Genomic DNA, 18224 nt, shown 5'->3' on the forward strand with positions numbered 1-18224 from the left:
AAACCGGGCAAGGACACGCCGCAGCCCTCACGGTGCGAGCCCATGGTCATCGCGATAGATGGCGCCGCCTTTCATCACAAAGTGGATGCGGCGAAGGGCACTGATATCCTGTGCGGGGTCCGCGTCCACAAACAGCAAATCTGCATACTTGCCCTCCGCGATAGATCCCAGGGAGTCCTCCTCACCCAGCATTTTTGCCGTTTGAATCGTGGCGGAGCGTAAAGACTCCAGGGGCGTCATACCCGCCTCCACGTAATACTCGGCCTCGCGCACCGTAGCCGTGGTCCCATCGTTGGGCTCCTGAGGTAACTGATCCGTGCCGAGACCGATATTCACGCCCACGGCGATGGCCGTTCGGAGCGCCTCCCAGTGCTGCTGACCTACGGAGTCGCGGCGATCGAGATACCACTGGGGCGAGCCAATGCGCTCAAAGAATGGTGCGGTCGCCGGCTGACTCACGACAATGGTAGGCACCAGCCAGGTGCCGGCACTCTTCATTTTTTGCAGTACTTTTTTATCCAGGGTGTAGCCGTGCTCAATGCTGTCCACACCGGCATCGACGGCAACGGTGGTGGCCGCCGAAGATCCCGAGTGGGCGGCTACCCTGGCGCCATAGCGATGCGCCGCATCCACCACCGCGTTGATTTCTTCCGGCGTCATCAGCGCCTCGGCAATGTCGCCACCGTCGGTGGCGATACCACCGGAAATCAGAATCTTCACCCAGGACGCTCCCAGACTAATCTGCTGCCGCGCCGCCTTGACCAGTTCATCGGGGCCATCAGCGTAGAGAACGCCGGGGCTGGAGCCGTGTCCCCCGGTGATGATGACGGACTCTCCCGCGGAAAAAATTCGCGGCCCGATGGACTCACCCTTGCGGATGGAGCGATCAAGGGCAAGATCGGCATGGCGGTCGTCGCCGGGGATACGAATGGTCGTGACCCCGGCGGAGAGCATGCCCCGCGCCGCAGCGGCCATGCGCAGAGCCAGAGCCGCATCCGTCTCATCAGACAGCTCGTTGGCCATTTTGCCCGGGAGAATAAGGCCGGGGTGCACATGCATGTTCATCAAGCCCGGAATGATCCACTGCCCCGTTGCATCGACTGTGCTGGCATCCTCGGGAATCGCGACAGCGTCTTTACTGCCCACCGCTGTAATGCGCTCCCCTTCGACGAGAATCACAGCGTCTTTTAGGGGGACTCCACCCTCCAGATCCACCACGGTGCCTCCCACAATGGCGGTGAGGGCAACGGCGGTGCGGGCAAACAACAGCAGGGGGAGAAGGACCGCTATAAAAAAAGCATTGGCTACAGTTTTCATGGTTGTATTCCTGTGGTGATGTGCCGGCCTCGGCAGCAGTTAGTCGCGTATCTGTCGATCTATCTCGGCTTCGAGGAAGGCCATGGGGATGGGGCCCGCCCGGAGCACAGCATCAACCCAGGCTCGCACCGGGGGACGCTCGGCCTGGGACTCGTAGGCCCCATAGAGATCTTTAAAGGCTTTAAAGCCCGTAAAGTAATCCGTGATCTGCAGGGGCGAATTCACCACCCGCTGCCATAAATTTGTCGCGAATTGCGGTGCTAACAACCCCTCTTCCCGGGCAAAACGCAGCACCTCGGCCTCGCCCCAGGCGGCGGTATTCACCTGCACGCTCACATAAGCCCGGGTAGCATTCTCCAGGCGTTTTCGCAGATGGGCCAGGCGTGTCAGGGGCGCATTCCCCGCCCAGCCTGCATCCAGCATGAGCTCCTCCACAAAACTCCCCCAGCCCTCCACATAGGAACCATTGGAGAACAGAGATCGCAGCGAGGGGGCCTCCGTCACCGCCACCTTGTACTGAAGGTAGTGGCCCGGGAACATTTCGTGAGCAAGAATCATAGTGTTGAAGTGGGTGTTAAAAGAGCGATAAAAGCCCTCCTTCACCTCAGCGGGGGCATCATCGGGGACCGACGGTACGTAAAAGAGCGTGTCCGCCTGAGGATCAAAGGGACCGCTGGGGTACACACCGCCCACGGCGGCACCGCTGAAATGCGCCGGTGAGAGCGCGATGAGCAAGGTGGTCGGCTTGGGCACCGTGGCGATCTGCTGCCGCTCCACAAAGCGCTCCGCGGCAAAGGTGAGTTCCGTGAAACTGTCCAGGAAGGCAGCGCTGTTGTCCTGTCGCTCCGCCTCCATGGCGTTCAGGGCCTCGTCGAGGCGCTCGTCATCATTGAGCTCGAGGAGACGAAACCGCTCCGCATCATCGGTACTGGCATTCGCCCAGCGAATAGACTCCTGATGCATGAGGGCGCGCACAGTCCGGAGCTCCTCCCCCGCTGCGGCAAGGAGTTTTGCCGGGGTGTACAGCCCGGAGGTGCGGCGCCGCAATTTTGCGGTATAAGCATCAACACCGATAGCCGCTTGCGCCTTGGCCAGAGGGAGGATCTGCTCCTCCAAATGCGATTGCAGGGCTGACATCGCGGCCAGCGCCTCAGCGATGGCATCCTCGACGCCCTGTCCTTGAGCAGGCTGCGGCCAGTCGGCCACCAGCTCGGGCAGACCGCTGCCGTAAAACTCCATACTCCCTGTCAGCACACTCAGGGCGCGGCGGGTCCGCAGGGCGTTCCCCGACGACAGGGTACTCACACCCAGGCGACACAGCCCGGCCACGCCCTGCAGTCTTGCAATAAGCGCCTCGCTGCGCACTTCTTCGGAAAGCTGTTCCCGCACGAGAGATGCGTGAGCGCCTGAGATACCTGCTCGGCGTACACTGAGCTGCCCCGTGAGCGGTTGGTCTTCGACCCATGTCGCCAGTTCGTTTTGCACCTGGGCAAGGACCACCCGGGCGTCGGTCTGATGCTTCGCCTGTAGCGATTCGTCAGACGACAGCGCGGCCTGCAAAGATTCCTCCGTGGCCTTGTTCAGTGCCAGCCATCGCGACAACCTTGCCTCGCTGAAATCCTCGAAAGCCCTGGCGCTGGCTGCATCGCCGTAGGCAAAGGCACGAGAGGGATAAAACTTACGCCAGGCATCGATATACGCTGAGGACAGACGATCAAAATCCAGGCCGGTGTTGTCTGCAGGGTTGCCCATAGGCAAAACGCCCTGCTGTTCTGCTTCCACAGCAGACTCAGGCGCTTTTTCCGGGCTCGCGCTCATGCCCGGCATTGGGAAACAGACAAAGCAGAGCATTGCAGCAACGGGGAGCACCGGCTTGAACCGGGGTGCTCCCGCTGCTTTTATTCGCGCCGTCTCAACACCAGGCTCAAAAACCACGGGCCCCTCCTAACTCACGCTAGAAGTTGTAGCGCGCTCGCAGACCGTAGCGCTGCACACCCGGCTCAATATGCAGACCACCCATGAAGGCTTTCTGATAGGAGTTGGTGAAGTAGGTGTCGTCAAACAGATTCTCGACATAAAAAGCGACGGTGTAGTTCTCGTGTTCTACACCGGCACGCAGATTAAAGATGTCATAAGCGGGGACTTCCCAGGGAAAGCCCTCACGAATTAGGGAGTCGATGGACGATCGAATTTCGTCGCGGTAAATGTATTCGCCGCGGACAAAGGCATCGAGATCGCCGGTCAACTGAAAGCTGTACTCGGCGTCAGCCGATACGGTCCATTCCGGGGAGTTCGGCACCGTCAGGCCATCCAGCACCCGGGGAGCTCCATCAATCACCGTTGTAAAGTCCTCGTACTCCGCCTGGAGCCAGCCCACGTTCAGGTTCATCACCAGGCCCGCCGTGGGCGCAGAGGTAATGGACAGCTCAACACCATAGGACTCTGCAGAGTCGGCGTTACCTACGGCCCCGAAGATAAAGAAGTCGCCGTTTTCATCGACGCCCGAGAACTGCTGGGAAGTCTGCTGATCCGTCCAGTCCATATAGAAGGCCGCGGCATTGACCCGCAGGGTACGGTTCAGATATTCGGCCTTGTAGCCGATCTCGTAGTTCCAGAGCTCTTCGGGATCATAGCTGTTCACTTCGGGATCACCGGTCACCTGGGCACCACCGGACTTGAAGCCCTTGGCAACGGTCGCGTAAACCGAGGCATCATCGCCAAGGTCGTAGCGGATGGACGCCATGGGCGAAAAGTCCGTGAAAGTTTCTTCCGAGGTCTGCTCCTGAACAGCGCCACCGCCAAAGCCGGAGATGTCGGCGAATATCTCCTCTTCGCTGTAGCGTCCTCCAACGGTGAGGGTCAGGCTATCACTCAGGGCGTAATTCACCTGACCAAACACCGCGTAGACCTCGGAGCTACCAAAGGTCTCTTCGCTATCGATGAGGAAGCCTTCGGGAATGCCGAAGATCTCCGCCCCGCCTACGAAGGTCTTGTTGTCGATAAAGCCTTCATCGTCGGAATAGTAAAGGCCGACGTTCCACTGCAACCTGGAGTCATCCATGCTCTGGAGACGGAATTCCTGGGTGATGGACTCCCGGGGGATGGTTCGGAATTCCTGGAAGTAATCGATGCTGCCGCCGTCGATATCGCCCCGGAGAAAAAAGTCAGACTCCATGTACCCACTGATGCTGGTAAAGCGCATATCGGCAAAATCGTAGTCCACCCGCGCAATCGCGTACTCAAACTCCGTACCCACGGTTTGCGGCGCGTTGAAGTTCACCTTGCTGTCATTCTGCGGGAAGAAGCCCACGCCATCGGGATCGGCGGTGTCCCCGTAAAGCACGTTACCAAAACTTGAAAGGACGCCCGAGGGCACGCCCTCACGCATGCCCACGTCCTCGCTGGCATCGCTGTAGTTCAGGGTGACGGATAGATTCTCCGTCGGTGTCCACAGCACGGTGGCGCGAACATACTCGTAGTCCGCATCGTTGCCGCCACCCTGGGGATTTATGTTTTCAATGTTGCCATCGGTGCTGTAATTCTTGTAGTTGACCCGGGCTGCCAGCTTGTCCTTCACAATGGGTACATTCAGCACGCCTTCGATATCCATGCTATCGAAACGGCCGTAATCGGCCATGACATAGCCACTCACCTCATCCGTGTTGGGTGCGTTTGTCGTCACGCTGATACCACCGCCGAGGGCGTTCGCACCAAAGTAAGTCGACTGGGGACCGCGGAGCACCTCGATGCGCTCGATATCCATGATCGGTGGGTTGATACTGCTGCTCGATAGATTGAAGCCGTCGACGTAAAAGCCAAAGGATGAGGTGCGACGGGCATTATTGGCGCCCACAAAATTGGTGACGCCGCGCATGCTGATCTCGCGGCGGGATCGTGCACCGCTGGTGATAAAACTGGCGTTGGGTGTACGCGCTACAAAGTCCGTGACATCGCGGAACATGTTTTTCTGGATATCCGTATCGCTGAAAGCCGATACGGAAATAGGCACATCCTGGAGGCTCGCCTCCCGCTGCTGGGCCGTTACAACGACCTCTTCCAAAGCCGGCGCGTTCTGGGCGTGGGCCGCATTTGCGTTACCCAGAGCTGCGAATACCGCTGCCGCCATAACCGCGGGCACAAATCCATTGCCGCCCAAAGCCAAAGTCGCTCCGGCGCTCCTTGTCGTTTTGCTCATCTTTTTCCCCGTTTTCCTGAAGTGATGTCCGTGCCCTGATCGTGGTGTCGGGCGTGAGGCTCTTAGCGCGCGGCCTTTGCAAAGAATAGTATGCCTTTGCTCAGGCCATGAACAGCCACAGCCGCAAATTGCCCCTTCCCGCGGGGGCTGCGGTGCCCCGTGTCCTCTCCCTGGCGACACCTCATGCTAAGCTTCGGCCCTGTTTTTTTTAAGCGCCGGATGTATTGCTATGCTGCGGATTTTCCAACAACTCGTTTTTCTATCGGTCCTCGGCGTCGCCGCCGTCTCTGCCCAGGAACCCCGGGACAGAAGCTCCCTCGAAGCCGCAGAGGGCCTTTGGGAATACACTGATCTGATTACCCGGGACGGCAAATCCCTCCCCCTTACGGGCATCTTTCTGATCCGTGAGGGCATGTTTCTCCAGCAGAGCATTTTTAACGGTGAACCTTTTGCGAAGCAGGGCTCCATGGCCCACGCGGGGCCTTATTGGGCCGGAGGCGCAGGACTTCGCCTGCGCTCAGATCAAACCCTGAGTCTGGATCCTGCATCGGATACGCCGATTACCTCCGCAGGGGCGTTGGAACACGACCTCAAGGTGAGCCGCGAGGGCGAGGCATTGACCCTGCAGTTCGGTGGCGGTACAAGCACTATCCAGACCTTCACGCTGATCAGCGAGGCCGAAAAAACCCGCATTTACAACTTCAGCAACGGGAGTCTGGCCCTTGCGGACGACTACTTTATCCTCGTGATTGGAGACGAAGATAAGGCGGTCACGGGCTATGGCACTTACAGCAGAAATGGCGAGCTTCTGGCCATGAGCGCCATCCGCTGGGCCGAAAGCGATGGCCGGGAGGTAAAGAATTTGCGCGACCACCGGCTATCGGCAACGCTCAGCGACGCCGCACTGACCCTGGCAGATGGCAGAAGCTTCCCGATCATAAGTAACGTTCCGCAGTAGCAAAGGCTTTAAGGACACTCCATGGACGACCCCCAATTCACGCTCTACGACCTAAGAGTTGAGACCATCGAAGGCGACAAGCCTTTTGTCTGTGGCCACGAACTGGGCAGCTCCTTTGAAGTGCGTGGCGAGAATCTCTTTTTCGAGACGGGCAAACCCTTCTCTCTCTATGCACTGTCGGCCTTGCTGCCTTTACTACCGAGCAAACAACGCCCCCTCAATGAGTTTGACTGGATGGCGACGGACCATGTGATCGCCTGTCCCGACCCCCATTGCGGGGCCCGCTTTCGCATAAACCGTATCGGCAAGCAGGTTTTCACACGCTCCGAGACCACTCTTGAACCATTGCCCGAGAACAATCCATGGAAGGAATGATCAAGCGCTACGCCCTGACGGAATCCTACGACATATCCCGTGTCATCAAGGGAGGCTGGCAACTCTCCGACGGACACAGCGACGCAATCTCCTCTGATCCCGTAGCGGATATGTTCGCCTTCGTGGAACGCGGCATCGATACCTTTGATTGCGCTGATATCTACACCGGTGTGGAAGCGATTATCGGAAAGTTTGTCGCCGCCAATAAGGCCCGAAGGGACCCCCTGCCGATTCGCGTCCACACAAAATACGTCCCGGACTATGATCAGCTTGGAAAACTCAAGAAGTCGGATGTGGAGGCAATCATTGATCGCTCCCTCCAGCGCCTCAAGCTGGAACGACTGGACATGGTGCAGTTTCACTGGTGGAACTATGCCATCGCCGGGGCTGTGGAAGCGGCCGTCTGGCTTCGGGAATTGCATCAGGCCGGCAAAATTGAACTTTTATCCCTCACGAACTTCAATACGGAAAGGACGCGGGAGATTCTCGATGCCGGCGTTCCCTTAAGCACAACCCAGGTTCAATACTCCCTCCTGGATCCCAGACCTGAAAAAGCGCTCTTGAGCCTCTGCGCGGCGCACGATATGCATCTCCTGTGCTACGGCACCCTCGCCGGGGGATTTTTGAGTAACCGCTGGCTGGGTCAGCCCGAACCCGAATCCTTCAGCAATCGCTCGCTCATCAAATACAAATTGATGATTGATGAGATTGGGGGCTGGGATCTGTTTCAGACGCTGCTGGAATCATTGGATCGCATCGCCAGGAAGCATGGCGTCAGCATCGCCAGCGTCGCGTCAAATTGGGTCCTCGAGCAGGCACGGGTGGCTGCGGTCATCATCGGCTCCCGCAATGCGGACCATGTTGATCGCTACAAAGAGGTTTTTGCCTTGCAAATGGATGACGAGGATCGGGACGCCATCCTGGCCGTCAAAGGGCAGATGCAGGTGCCGGCCGACGACGTCTTTGACCTGGAGCGGGATAAAAACGGGCGTCACGGCAGCATCATGAAATACAACCTCAACGCCGAATAGGAAGCGCCGGCATGAGCGTCAAGGCCCAGCGATACGACGAGTGGATACGTTCCAGCTTCATTGAGATCAACAGTGAGCTCGAGGCGCTGTACTTCGCCCAGGAAGACCGTGCCGACACCAGCGCGGGCGGAGAAGCGCTGCGCCAGCTGTTACACGATGAGGGTCGCGCGCACATCATAGGTCTGCACAAAGAAGGCAATACCGACGAAGGCTTCGAAGCCGCTTTTTCCCTCCTGGGCAACGTGGGTCTGTACATGGGTGCCTGTCGCCGCCATGGAATCACCGAACCCTCGCGGGAACGCAGCTCCCCCCTTGTGGAAGCCTCGGGGCTTGCGCTTCACATCGGCGCATCTCTGGGCGTCGCTCCCCGTTTTGCCACCAGCCATCTGTCCACACATAACTCGGCCAGCAACGGCGTGTATCGCAGCTTTACCAAGCTCAAGGACGAGTTTCTGTTTCTCGATTTCAATACCCGGGGAATCTTTGCCTACAAACGCGCCGCAGATGCTCTGGTGAGAACCGTACCTCTGGGGATCACGCACCCCGTGACCGCTGATCTCCTCCTGGCGGCCCACCAGACTTTAGAGGATGTCGCCCGCTATAACGAGCAACTGTTTGAGCAATTGGATCCGGCGCGGTTCTTTTACTCCGTGCGCCCCTATTACAAACCCTACCGCGTGGGTAAGAGTGAGTACCGCGGCGCCAATGCCGGCGACTTTGCCGGCATCAACGAGATAGATCTCCTGTTGGGTCTTTGCCGCGCGGAAGATCCCTCCTACTCCCAGCTACTTGTGGACAAGTTTTTGTACATGATGCCCGAGGATCAGGCACGTCTGCGGGACAGCATGCGCCGGAAGAGTCTCATGGATCAGATTCTCGAGGGGCTTAAATCACCGGGAAGCTGTGGCCGCTACTTTGAGGAGAACGCGCGCTTGTTCCTCAAGGTCTGTGAAGCCCACGGCCGCACTGCAGCCCAGCATCATGATCAGCTCGTCGAGCGTTTTATCGAAAAACCCTCATCAGCACTGGATGAGAAGCACCTGACCCATATCACCGCCAGCGGTCCGCCCCTGGAGGTACTCATGGCCGCATTACAGAAACTCCGGGATTTGCGCACGGCAGCGCCGCGGGACGATATCCAAAGTCGCTATAAAGATATTGCCGCGATCCGCTCGGCGCTGGGAGAGGCCGCCTCATGACAGACGATACGCAGCTCGCCGAGGGCTGGCCTCCGGGTCGCGGGTATCTGCTGAATCACTCGGCGGGTCTTCCGCCCAGGGATGCCGCCGCTGCACTCTCCGAAGGATTGTTCGGTCCCTGGGTCGCCAGTGACGACCAGGTGTGGGTGCACTGGATGAAAGCCTTTGACCGCTTTCGCGCCGCCCTTGGCGAGGTGATTAATCATGAGGCAGCGATGATTTGCCCCCAGCCCAGCGTCACCTCGGGACTGAGCCACGTGCTCAACGCCATGCCCGCGGACCCCCGTCGCAATAGACTACTCATCGCCGAGAGAGCCTTCCCGTCCCTGGGCTTTGTTCTCGCCATCGCAGAACGCCGGGGCTTTGAACTCGTCATCATCCCCGAAAGCGCGAACACTCTGGATCCGGACGTCTGGGAGCGGTACCTCGACGAGCGGGTCCATTGCGTTGTGTTTACCCACGTGCATTCGAACACCAGTGAATGCCATGACACTGCGAAGCTTGCCGAACTCGCCCGCAACTGTGGCGCTATCAGCGTGGTGGATGTTGCCCAATCCATCGGTGTGCGCCCGGTGGATGCCCGTCGCTGGAATGCGGATTTTATTGTCGGCTCCTGCATCAAATGGCTGTGCGGCGGACCCGGTGCCGGCTTTATATGGGTGAACCCCGAACGGCTGGCCGCCTGTGAACCCACGGAGGTAGGCTGGTTTTCCCACAGCAATCCCTTTGAATTCGATATCCATCACTTTGAGTACGCCGGTGATGCCCTGCGCTTTTGGGGCGGCACCCCCAGCGTGGCCCCGGCCCTTGTAGCGGCCCATGCCATGGAGTCATTGCTCGAAGTGGGACTTGGGCACATTGAAGATCACAACCGTCGTTTGCTCAAAGCGCTCTGCGGTGAGGTCAATCCCCAATGGTTGGTGTCACCGATAGCGCCTGCAGCCCAGGGCGGGACCGTGGTTTTACAGCTCGGAGAGCGTCAGGATCGGTTTGCCGAGAGCCTGCGCGGGGCGGGATTACAATTTGATGTGCGCAAAGAGGGTATTCGTTTGTCGCCGCATTTTTACAACGACGGCCAGGATATAGCCCGCGTTGTTGAGTGCCTGCCCTGAGGGCTCAGGGTTAAGGCGCCAGGCCCGGCGCTTTATCTTCGCACCTCGGCGCGACGCATGGGCATGGCATCGATAGTGGCGTAGAGGGCGTTCAAATCGAGGGTCTTGTCTCGCAGCTTTACACCGCCGTCCAGGCCCACAAGGAACACCTCATTAACCGCCGGATTGAGCTGAATTCGAATATTTTCCAGTAAGTCCCGGCCAACACGACCGTCGAGATTGCTCTGAAGTTCGCCATCGGCAATCATGAACCAGGCCAGTCGCCGCTCATCAAAGGCCTCGCGATTGTCCCGGAACACATCGCGCAGCTGATCAGATGCTTCGGGCTCGTGGATCACGAGAACACGATGCGTCCACTGGAGGTCCCGAAGCTCATGGAGCATGGCCGACCCCTCAGCGGCCTCGGCCGCTTCCAGACGCTGAATCAGCACTTTGAGATTGTTGATATCCGGTGAGATTTTGTCGATGGCACGATAGTACGCGAGCAACCCGGCATCCTCATCAGGAATAGCGACCCGCTCGCCGCTCTGGAGAGTGAATGCCTGCCCATTCTCAATAAGGACGCTGGCGAGATTCCCGCCGTAGTACTCAGCGATCCCGCTATCGGCCGCAAGCACCCGCCCGTGATAGCGCGGCACGACGGTGCCAAAACCCGGCGTATGCCCCATGACGATGCGATCCACATCGAAGCGTTCCATGAGCGCGTCGACATGCGCCGCGATCTTGTCTGTCTCCTCCCCCATGATCAGCCCCCGATACCACAGGGGGCCCTCCTCGTCCTCCACCACCCGGCGATCTGCCCCGTCGGGAGCGCGCAGCTCCTCCCGCACCGTGTCATTGATATCCTCCATGGACGCTTTGAGATAGTCCGGACCGATGCCACCGTGGACAAACAGGCTGCGATTGATGCGTATCACGGTATTGTGGCTGGCAACCCAGGCGCCGAATTGCCCCTCGGGATGCCAATGCTGACGATGCTCTACGAAGCCCCGCGGGTGCTCCTTGAACCACTGCTCACGAAAGGCCTCATCAACGGAATCCTTGCCCTTATTCTCTTTGAGGTAGGCAGCCACCCGCTCGAAGTAATTTTCCTGCAGGCGTTTGGAATTTCTGCTGGTAAGCGCCTCGTATTCACCAGGATGCACATAACGGAGATCGCCGGTGATGTTCATGACCTCGTGATTACCGATCAGGGGATGGACCTTGCCACCTGCTTTTTCCGCCTGCTCCTCAAGCTTCATCAGGTGGCGAATGATCTTGTCACTATCGGGGCCGCGATCAGGCACATCGCCCAGTTGCACCAAGTGGGTTTTTCCTGCATCCCAGCGTCCCCTGCGGTCAATCACTCCGGCCTGGCGTAAAACCGTAATGTAATTGTCGTAGTCACCGTGGAGGTCGGCGACAGCGACCACCCGCTCTACGCCCTGCCAATCGGACTGCGCAGCGGTAAACGGTGCCATGAGCACCGCGAGACACAGCAGCAAAAAGCGCATCAAAAAAGGACTCCGAGACACCGCTATCGGCATTCTTCAATGATTTCCCGACGGACTTTTTTTGGGTTATCCAGAACATCGTAAAACTTATCGACGAATTTTCGCGTGCGCTTCACCGAGCGTTCGGTGACGAAGCGGGTGTCTTCGACAATGGCATAGATGGCATCACGATTTGCCTGGAAGTGCTCGATGGCGCCCGCCGTGAGCTCTTCCGGCGCACAGTACCCGCGGTACATGCGCTGGGTAACTTTGCGCTGACCGATGCCGCCGGCGGGTTCGGCATAGGAGGTGTTTACATACCCCGTGGAATCATAGTCGTAGGGCAAGGGGTAGAGACCGCCATCCGGCGCTTCGAGAAGCTTGATGTTGTGACAGCAGGTCTCCCCCGGCGCGGCGGCAATAAAAGAGTAATCCGTGTTCGAAACCAGGTACATGTACAGAGCAACCAGGGCACTGCGCTCGGGATTGAGCAGAGACTTGTCGGCACGCATCTCCTTAAACACTGTCATATCGTTTTCTTTAGCGAGACGGTTCTGGTGCTGAATAAAGAAACCGATCTGCGTGCGCGCATCACCGCCTTCGGAGTCCGCATAGGTGACCTCAAGCATGCGGGTATCAAGACTCAGATCCGACAGCGTTTGAAAAATCCGGTAGGCCTGCTGCTCCCGACCGATGTACTCGGCGTAGCGATCGGGATCTTTGCATTGCACCACCAGCTTGAGCTTGTCCTGCTTGGCAAAGAGCGTGCCTTTAACCTGGCTTTTCTTAAGATTCACCCATAGCTGCGCATGACTGCAGATATCTTTACGCAAGCGAAAGTTACCGCGCACGGAGAACTTGGCATCCAGGGTCTTGGGGCCCAGTTCCGGGTCGTTGTAGCTCAGACTGCCCGGATATTCCTGTTCTTTATCGCGCTCTCTGTCAATGCGCTCGAAGGGGCCAGAAACGGTGATCGCCAGCTGTTGATCGCTATCAAAAAGTGGCGCCGCAAACAGCTGTGACGACGACAGGAGAAGAAAGCTCGCCAGGAAACATCGCAGCAACCGGATAGTCGAAGAAACAGAAGGTAGCGGTATAGCCAAGGCAGAACGTAGTGGCAAAGGAAAACGCATGGAAACAGCATCCCGTGGGTTAATAGCAACTAAGCGCAGTCTAGGACCCGTGAGGATGGCTGGCAAACCTCGACGTAAAGCAGCAGCGCACTCGACGAGGAAACTAGATACCCACGCTCTCTATAGGGTCGTCACGATGCGCCTCATACCAGGCCAACTGCTCCGCCATATCCTCTTCGAGTGTCTCAATGGCTCTTTGAAACTCGGGGTCGTCTCTCACGGGGTCATAGAGTGGATGAAACTTGATGACCACGGAAAAGAAGCGCCAGCCGGCAGCAACGCTTCGATTCAAACGCTCCAATGCCTCGTCTTCCCGACCGAGGAGCATCAGAAAATGGGAATCCTCAATCCCGGAAACATAGCCACTCGCCTGCAACTTACGACGCTGATCAATGAACGCCAATCCCGCCTCACTGAGTACGCGGGCTTTTTCCTCCTGGCCAAGCCCTCGATAGGCCGTGGCAAGGTTCACCGCTGCCCATACGGTCTGATCCTGCACCTTCGGCGCCTCGCCCAGCAGGCCCGGCGATGCCGGCGTCAAAATTTCCACCACCTCAGTCCAGCGTTCCTGAGCAATCAACCAATCCGATAGCTGATAGCGGCGGTACCAGAGATTGGGGTTCGCTTCGATTCTGGGCTTGAGGTTATCAATGCCCGCTTGTACGTCATCAGTGGCAACCGCCAAAAACTGCTTCGCCTCGACATCGTCAGGATGGTTTTCAAGAAAACCGTCAAGACAGCTTCGCGCTTTTTCAAGGGCCCATAACTGTAACAGGCTGGAACACTCTCGCCAGACCAGCGCCCGGTCATCGCCAGCAACCAGCGCCGCCTGGTGCTGCCAGTAAGCCGCACGCCCCAAATCACCCAACTGACCACTCCATCTTGCGAGATAGCCATAGTTGCTGGGGTTTCCGGGGTTTCGCTTAATGCTCTCTTTGACCATGGCAACAGCCTCTTCCGCCCGGCTGACGGACCAGAGGGACCTCGCCAGCTGCAAGCGAAAGCTATCTTCCTGAGGGTCAAGCTCAATGGCCTTGCGTATCTGTGCCAGCGCACCATCGAAATCGGCTTCCGCGTAAAGCAGGGATGCCAGGGTGGCGTAGGCCCGCGCATAGCTTGGCCGCAACTCAATCGCTCGATCGACCGCCGCACGGGCCTCGGCGTTACGCTTCTGCAAACTGAGGAGAAGCGCGCTCATGCCATGGGCTTCGGCCAGCTGGGGATCGAGATCAAGCGCCTCAGCGACAAGCTCGCTCGCCGACAGGATCATGGCCTGACGACCCTGCATCCCGGCGCTTTGATACTGGGCGTTAGCCAGCATGACATACGCCATGGCGTAGTTGGGATCGATATCTATGGCTTCCTGGAACAAACGCTTGGCATTCTCGGCCGCAGGTCTGCTTTGCTGCTCCATCTGCTGTTTACCGAGAATGAATTTTTCGTAGGCCTCAAGATCCGGGCGATATGCGTTATCCACGAGCTGGGTCTCGCCGGTCTTGAGCACCTCTTTGGTAAGGGCCGTCGCCACTTCCCGGGCAATCTCATCCTGAATAGCAAAGATCGAATCCAGGGTGCGATCGTAATAACCGGACCACACTTCCGTGCCCACGCGAGCATCAATCAGTCGGGCAATAATGCGCACTTTATCGCCCGCTCTTTGCACGCTCCCTTCGAGAACATGGGCCACAGCGAGCATGCTGGCAATCTCCGTCACGCTCCGGTTCTGCCCTTTAAAAGCGAAACTCGAGGTGCGGGCGGTGACGCTCAGATCGGCGATCTGAGATAACACGTGCATCACCGTGTCGCTGATGCCATCCCCCAAAAACTCCTGATCGCGCTGCTGGCTGATATCCGCAAAGGGCAGCACCGCTATGGAGTTAGGCGGCAGATCAGCAAGCGCGGGGCCCGCCGACTCCACCTGTGCCTGCTCGGCCTGATCGACCTGCTGCGCTACCGGTAGCAGTTGGTACAACGCACCGCCGCTAACGGCCACGAGACCCGCGAGAAGGAGGTAATCCACGATGCGCAGGCCTTCAGCAGGCGTATCGTCGCCAATGCTCTTGGTGCGGACAATGCCGTGCTCTCCAATGTCATAGCGCCAGCTGAGCACCATCGCTATGGGAAAGCCGAGAATCAGCAGGTAGAGGAGTGCCGTCATGCTCCAGCCGGGCAAACCCGCGGGCTCTACGATCACGTCGCCGACCTGAAGCACACCCCAGGCCCCGAGGAGATAGTAGCCAGCACCACGAAACACGCGGCGCTGACGCAACTCGCGAATGAGCTTAATCATGGGGAGGTTATCTTCGAGGGCTCCAGCGCACGAAAACGGAACTCATCAAGCTGAATATCATCGAGGCCGATCTGGTCAAAGGGGTTTTCCATCTGCACCTGCACGTTATAGAGCGTAATGAGAATAAAGCCGTGGAGCACGCTCAAACCATAGGTCAGCACCACCGGGGCGTCGGGCAGGTGGTACACAACGGTAGGGGCAAAAACAAAGGGAAACAAAAATACAAATACCAGGCAGTAGGCCCGCATGCTGATGGGCGTACCGTGCATCTTCAGGCTAATGGTATTTTCCATGCCATCGTTCACGTCCTGCACGAAGCGAATAATTTTTAGAGCGAGGCTGTTGGAGATCGCGCCGTTGTTGCGCTGAATAAAGTGAATGATCTCGTTCACCGTATCTTCCGCCGGCCTGATATCGGAATCTTCCGATCCAAGGGCATCAAAAAACTGTGACGAGGCCTTGTCCAATAGGGCAGAGACTTCGGCGCAAGCCGCAGCATCGAGCTTGCGGCATTGCTCAAAACAGTAATGCACCGAGCACAAACCCGACTTGAACTGGCTGAGAAACTTCAGGGCGTTGTCCCGGCGCTTAAACGCCTCGCGGATGGTGAACACCAGGGGAAAGATCACCGCAATACTGAACAGGGTGATGTTCAGGTCATAGGCGATATTGAATTCAAAGCACAGGTAGGTCACGACAACGCAAACGATGCTCAGCACCAGCGTTCTCAGATCAATAATCGCGAGGTATTTGTTCATGGCGTGGTGTTCATCATCGTCAAGGGGGCGATTCCTTGGAGGTGCAATACCAGGGGAGCGCCAGCCGACCTCATGAGCAGAGTTGCCTTGGATGCTAACGGTGCTCCCCGACAATGTAAACGCTGTTTCTGTTAATGTCCCTTTGCGACTCGCACACAATGTGCACGAACCCTATCCCCTGTCATGCAGGCACTATCCATGGGCAGCTTTTTAACCGAGCTCAGACGACGCCGCGTTTTTCGCACCTCAGCGCTCTACATCCTGGGTGCCTGGGGTCTTTTACAAATCGCCGATGTATTGTTTCCCGCGCTGGGCCTTGCGGAGAGCGACATCCGCTATTTGCTGTTCATTGCCATAGGGGGCTTCCCCGTCGCCCTGATCTTTGGCTGGCTTTTTGATATCAGCAGCGATGGCATCCATCGCACAGCCGCGGCCAGTGCCGAAGAGCTGGAAGCGCGCATTCCCCTTCGGGCTTCGGACTACCTGATTCTCACTAGCCTCCTCATCGTTTTGGGCGTCATTGGCTACGGCGTGGTACAGAATGCCGAAAACATCCCCCTCCCCTCGGGCAATCCAGACACTCAGGCCGACGCCGGGGACTGGGAGCGGAGCGAGGGTCCGCCCATGATCGGCGTACTGCCTTTTGCCCATTTGGGAAGTACCGAGGACGGTGAGTTTTTTGCCAAAGGCGTTCACGACGACCTCCTCACAAGCCTCTCGAAAATTTCTACCCTGCGGGTGATTTCACGGACATCGGTGCTGCAGTACGCGGACACCACGAAGGCTATACCCGACATCGGACGGGAGCTCCGCGCCGATGCCATTCTTGAAGGTGGCGTTCGCGTGGCGGGCAATCAGATTCGCATCAATGCCCAGCTCATTGATGCGCGCAGCGATGAGCACCTCTGGGCCGAGACTTTTGACCGGGAACTCAGCGCCAACAATATTTTTGAAGTGCAATCTGAAATTGCCCGGGCCATCAGTACAGCGCTCCAAACCACCCTGACGGAAGACGACAGTGACAGTCTGGATATTATCCCAACCAGCAATCTCGCGGCCTACCGGGCGTATCACGAAATCATGCAGTGGCGCGACACGATCCACCTGAATGCCACCACGCTGCCAACATTTGCCGAGGGGCTGGAAAAGGCCTTTACCCTGGATCCCGAGTTCACCCGCCCCATGGTAGAGCTCGTCAATGCCCTTGCCCTCCGCATGTTCCGAAACCCGGATAAAGAAGCCCTGCCCAGAGTGGAAGAACTGATCACTCGCATCGGAGAGATCGCCCCTGATTCGGCGGATCACTACACCGCCCAGAGTTTTTACTTCTACTACGTGCTTGAGGACTACGAGCGCGCGAACGCCCTCATAGAGAAGGCGCAGACGCGCGCCCCCAGCGACCCAAAGCTGGTCAGTATTCAATCATGGATTCAGCGACGCCAGGGCGACTTTGAAGGATGGCTGGCCAGTGCAAAGAGGGCCTACCAGCTGGCACCGACGGATGCGGAACTGGGGCGCTCGCTGGTAGTCCGGCTGATGGTCATGCATCGCTATGACGAAGCAAAAAAACAGGCAGAGTTAGTGGCCAACACGCTCGAGACCGAGGACCCGAACCTCGCAATGTTGCGCAGCCAGTTGGCCTTCGCCGGTCATCACAGCCTGCCGCGCCTTGAGCAGAGCATCAAGGCGATACTCGAAAAACCCCATGCCTTTGACAGAGGAACCTTCGATCTCGCCTTGCTACTTTGGGAACTGCAATCCGCCCAAGGCAAGTACGCACAGGCCACGGAGACCCTTACGCGCTATCTGCCCGCGGCCGACGCATACGCAGGCGCCCCGCCTCCGGGACAGCTGTCACTGACGCTGGAGATGGGCCTGCTAAACGCGCTTATCATGGATGATCAGGCTACGTTGGGTGACTTTCTCGCCGAAGCAAAAGAGGCCTTAACGATCACCACAGAAACTCCCGATGAGTATCTAGGCTCAATGAACCCACTCTCGGGCGCCTTGCTGGCCCACGCAGAAGGACGATCCGAACTCGTCGCAGAATCCATAGCACCATTGTGGAGTGACCCGAAAGTTGATCGGGCCATATGGCTCCGCCGCAATCAAATTTGCCAGTTGCTGGCCCTCGCCGGCGCAGCCACCGAGGCCACCGATTGTCTTCGCAACAGTTTGGATGAGCCCAGCGGTGCCTGGCATTTTCTGGAGCTGCTTCTCGCATACTACGACCCTGTTCGAGACTCCGCGGAATTTCAGGCGCTGTGGCAGGAACTCCTGCGCGAGGGATGGGTGGTCGAGGAGTAATGGCGGGGCCGGGAGCGCTAAGAAGCAAACGTTGCGCCGTGCCACCTGGTCTGTGCACGTCTACTCCTGGGCGAAAA

The 18224-nt window shown here is 58.1% G+C and carries 13 protein-coding genes; 6 read left to right on the forward strand and 7 right to left on the reverse strand.

The annotated features are described in order from the left end of the window. Positions 1-27: 27 nt before the first annotated feature. From KT71_RS19050 to KT71_RS19060, 3 genes are read right to left on the reverse strand one after another with little or no spacing between them, the layout of a single operon-like run. Entirely contained in the window at positions 28-1317 is a 1290-nt protein-coding gene (locus KT71_RS19050) for an amidohydrolase family protein (protein WP_008293684.1), read from the reverse strand. 39 nt (positions 1318-1356) lie between these two features. Beyond that, positions 1357-3252: a DUF885 family protein gene (locus KT71_RS19055; protein WP_023660370.1), complete on the reverse strand. Its 1896-nt coding sequence runs from the start codon at positions 3250-3252 to the stop codon at positions 1357-1359. 19 nt (positions 3253-3271) lie between these two features. Then, the gene (locus tag KT71_RS19060) at positions 3272-5512 is read right to left on the reverse strand and encodes a TonB-dependent receptor (protein WP_238549443.1); all 2241 of its coding nucleotides are present in this window, start codon (positions 5510-5512) and stop codon (positions 3272-3274) included. A gap of 229 nt (positions 5513-5741) precedes the next feature. Between KT71_RS19060 and KT71_RS19065 the strand changes: the two genes are divergently transcribed. The 5 genes from KT71_RS19065 to KT71_RS19085 are packed head-to-tail and all read left to right on the forward strand — an operon-like array spanning position 5742 to position 10187. Next, the gene (locus KT71_RS19065) at positions 5742-6470 is read left to right on the forward strand and encodes a hypothetical protein (RefSeq protein WP_008293680.1); all 729 of its coding nucleotides are present in this window, start codon (positions 5742-5744) and stop codon (positions 6468-6470) included. Between the two features lie 21 nt (positions 6471-6491). Continuing rightward, complete coding sequence (locus tag KT71_RS19070; RefSeq protein ID WP_008293679.1) at positions 6492-6845, forward strand: TIGR04076 family protein; 354 nt, start codon at positions 6492-6494, stop codon at positions 6843-6845. Next, positions 6833-7876, forward strand: coding sequence for an aldo/keto reductase (locus tag KT71_RS19075; RefSeq protein ID WP_008293678.1), 1044 nt, complete (start codon positions 6833-6835; stop codon positions 7874-7876). The genes KT71_RS19070 and KT71_RS19075 overlap by 13 nt, the downstream gene beginning before the upstream one ends. 11 nt (positions 7877-7887) lie before the next feature. Continuing rightward, on the forward strand, positions 7888-9075 hold the full coding sequence (locus KT71_RS19080; protein ID WP_008293677.1) for a PrnB family protein: 1188 nt from the start codon (positions 7888-7890) through the stop codon (positions 9073-9075). After that, on the forward strand, positions 9072-10187 hold the full coding sequence (locus KT71_RS19085; RefSeq protein ID WP_008293676.1) for an aminotransferase class V-fold PLP-dependent enzyme: 1116 nt from the start codon (positions 9072-9074) through the stop codon (positions 10185-10187). The genes KT71_RS19080 and KT71_RS19085 overlap by 4 nt, the downstream gene beginning before the upstream one ends. A gap of 32 nt (positions 10188-10219) precedes the next feature. On the opposite strand, the gene KT71_RS19090 is transcribed toward KT71_RS19085, so the two are convergent. The 4 genes from KT71_RS19090 to KT71_RS19105 all read right to left on the reverse strand — a co-directional run bounded on the left by KT71_RS19090 (position 10220) and on the right by KT71_RS19105 (position 15840). After that, a complete protein-coding gene (locus KT71_RS19090) occupies positions 10220-11680 on the reverse strand; it encodes a DUF4174 domain-containing protein (protein WP_008293675.1) in 1461 nt (486 codons plus the stop codon). Positions 11681-11703: 23 nt separating this feature from the next. Beyond that, positions 11704-12723, reverse strand: coding sequence for a hypothetical protein (locus tag KT71_RS19095; RefSeq protein ID WP_008293674.1), 1020 nt, complete (start codon positions 12721-12723; stop codon positions 11704-11706). A gap of 172 nt (positions 12724-12895) precedes the next feature. Beyond that, a complete protein-coding gene (locus KT71_RS19100) occupies positions 12896-15082 on the reverse strand; it encodes a tetratricopeptide repeat protein (RefSeq protein ID WP_008293673.1) in 2187 nt (728 codons plus the stop codon). Then, positions 15079-15840: a hypothetical protein gene (locus tag KT71_RS19105; RefSeq protein WP_008293672.1), complete on the reverse strand. Its 762-nt coding sequence runs from the start codon at positions 15838-15840 to the stop codon at positions 15079-15081. Before KT71_RS19105 ends, KT71_RS19100 begins: the two co-directional genes overlap by 4 nt. Before the next feature lie 198 nt (positions 15841-16038). Here KT71_RS19105 and KT71_RS19110 point away from each other — a divergent pair, with 198 nt between their 5' ends. Further along, positions 16039-18147, forward strand: coding sequence for a hypothetical protein (locus KT71_RS19110; protein ID WP_023660373.1), 2109 nt, complete (start codon positions 16039-16041; stop codon positions 18145-18147). The last annotated feature ends 77 nt before the right edge of the window (positions 18148-18224 follow it).

Origin of the sequence: Congregibacter litoralis KT71, from assembly GCF_000153125.2 — a bacterium.
In the GTDB taxonomy this organism is placed as follows: Bacteria; Pseudomonadota; Gammaproteobacteria; order Pseudomonadales; family Halieaceae; genus Congregibacter; species Congregibacter litoralis.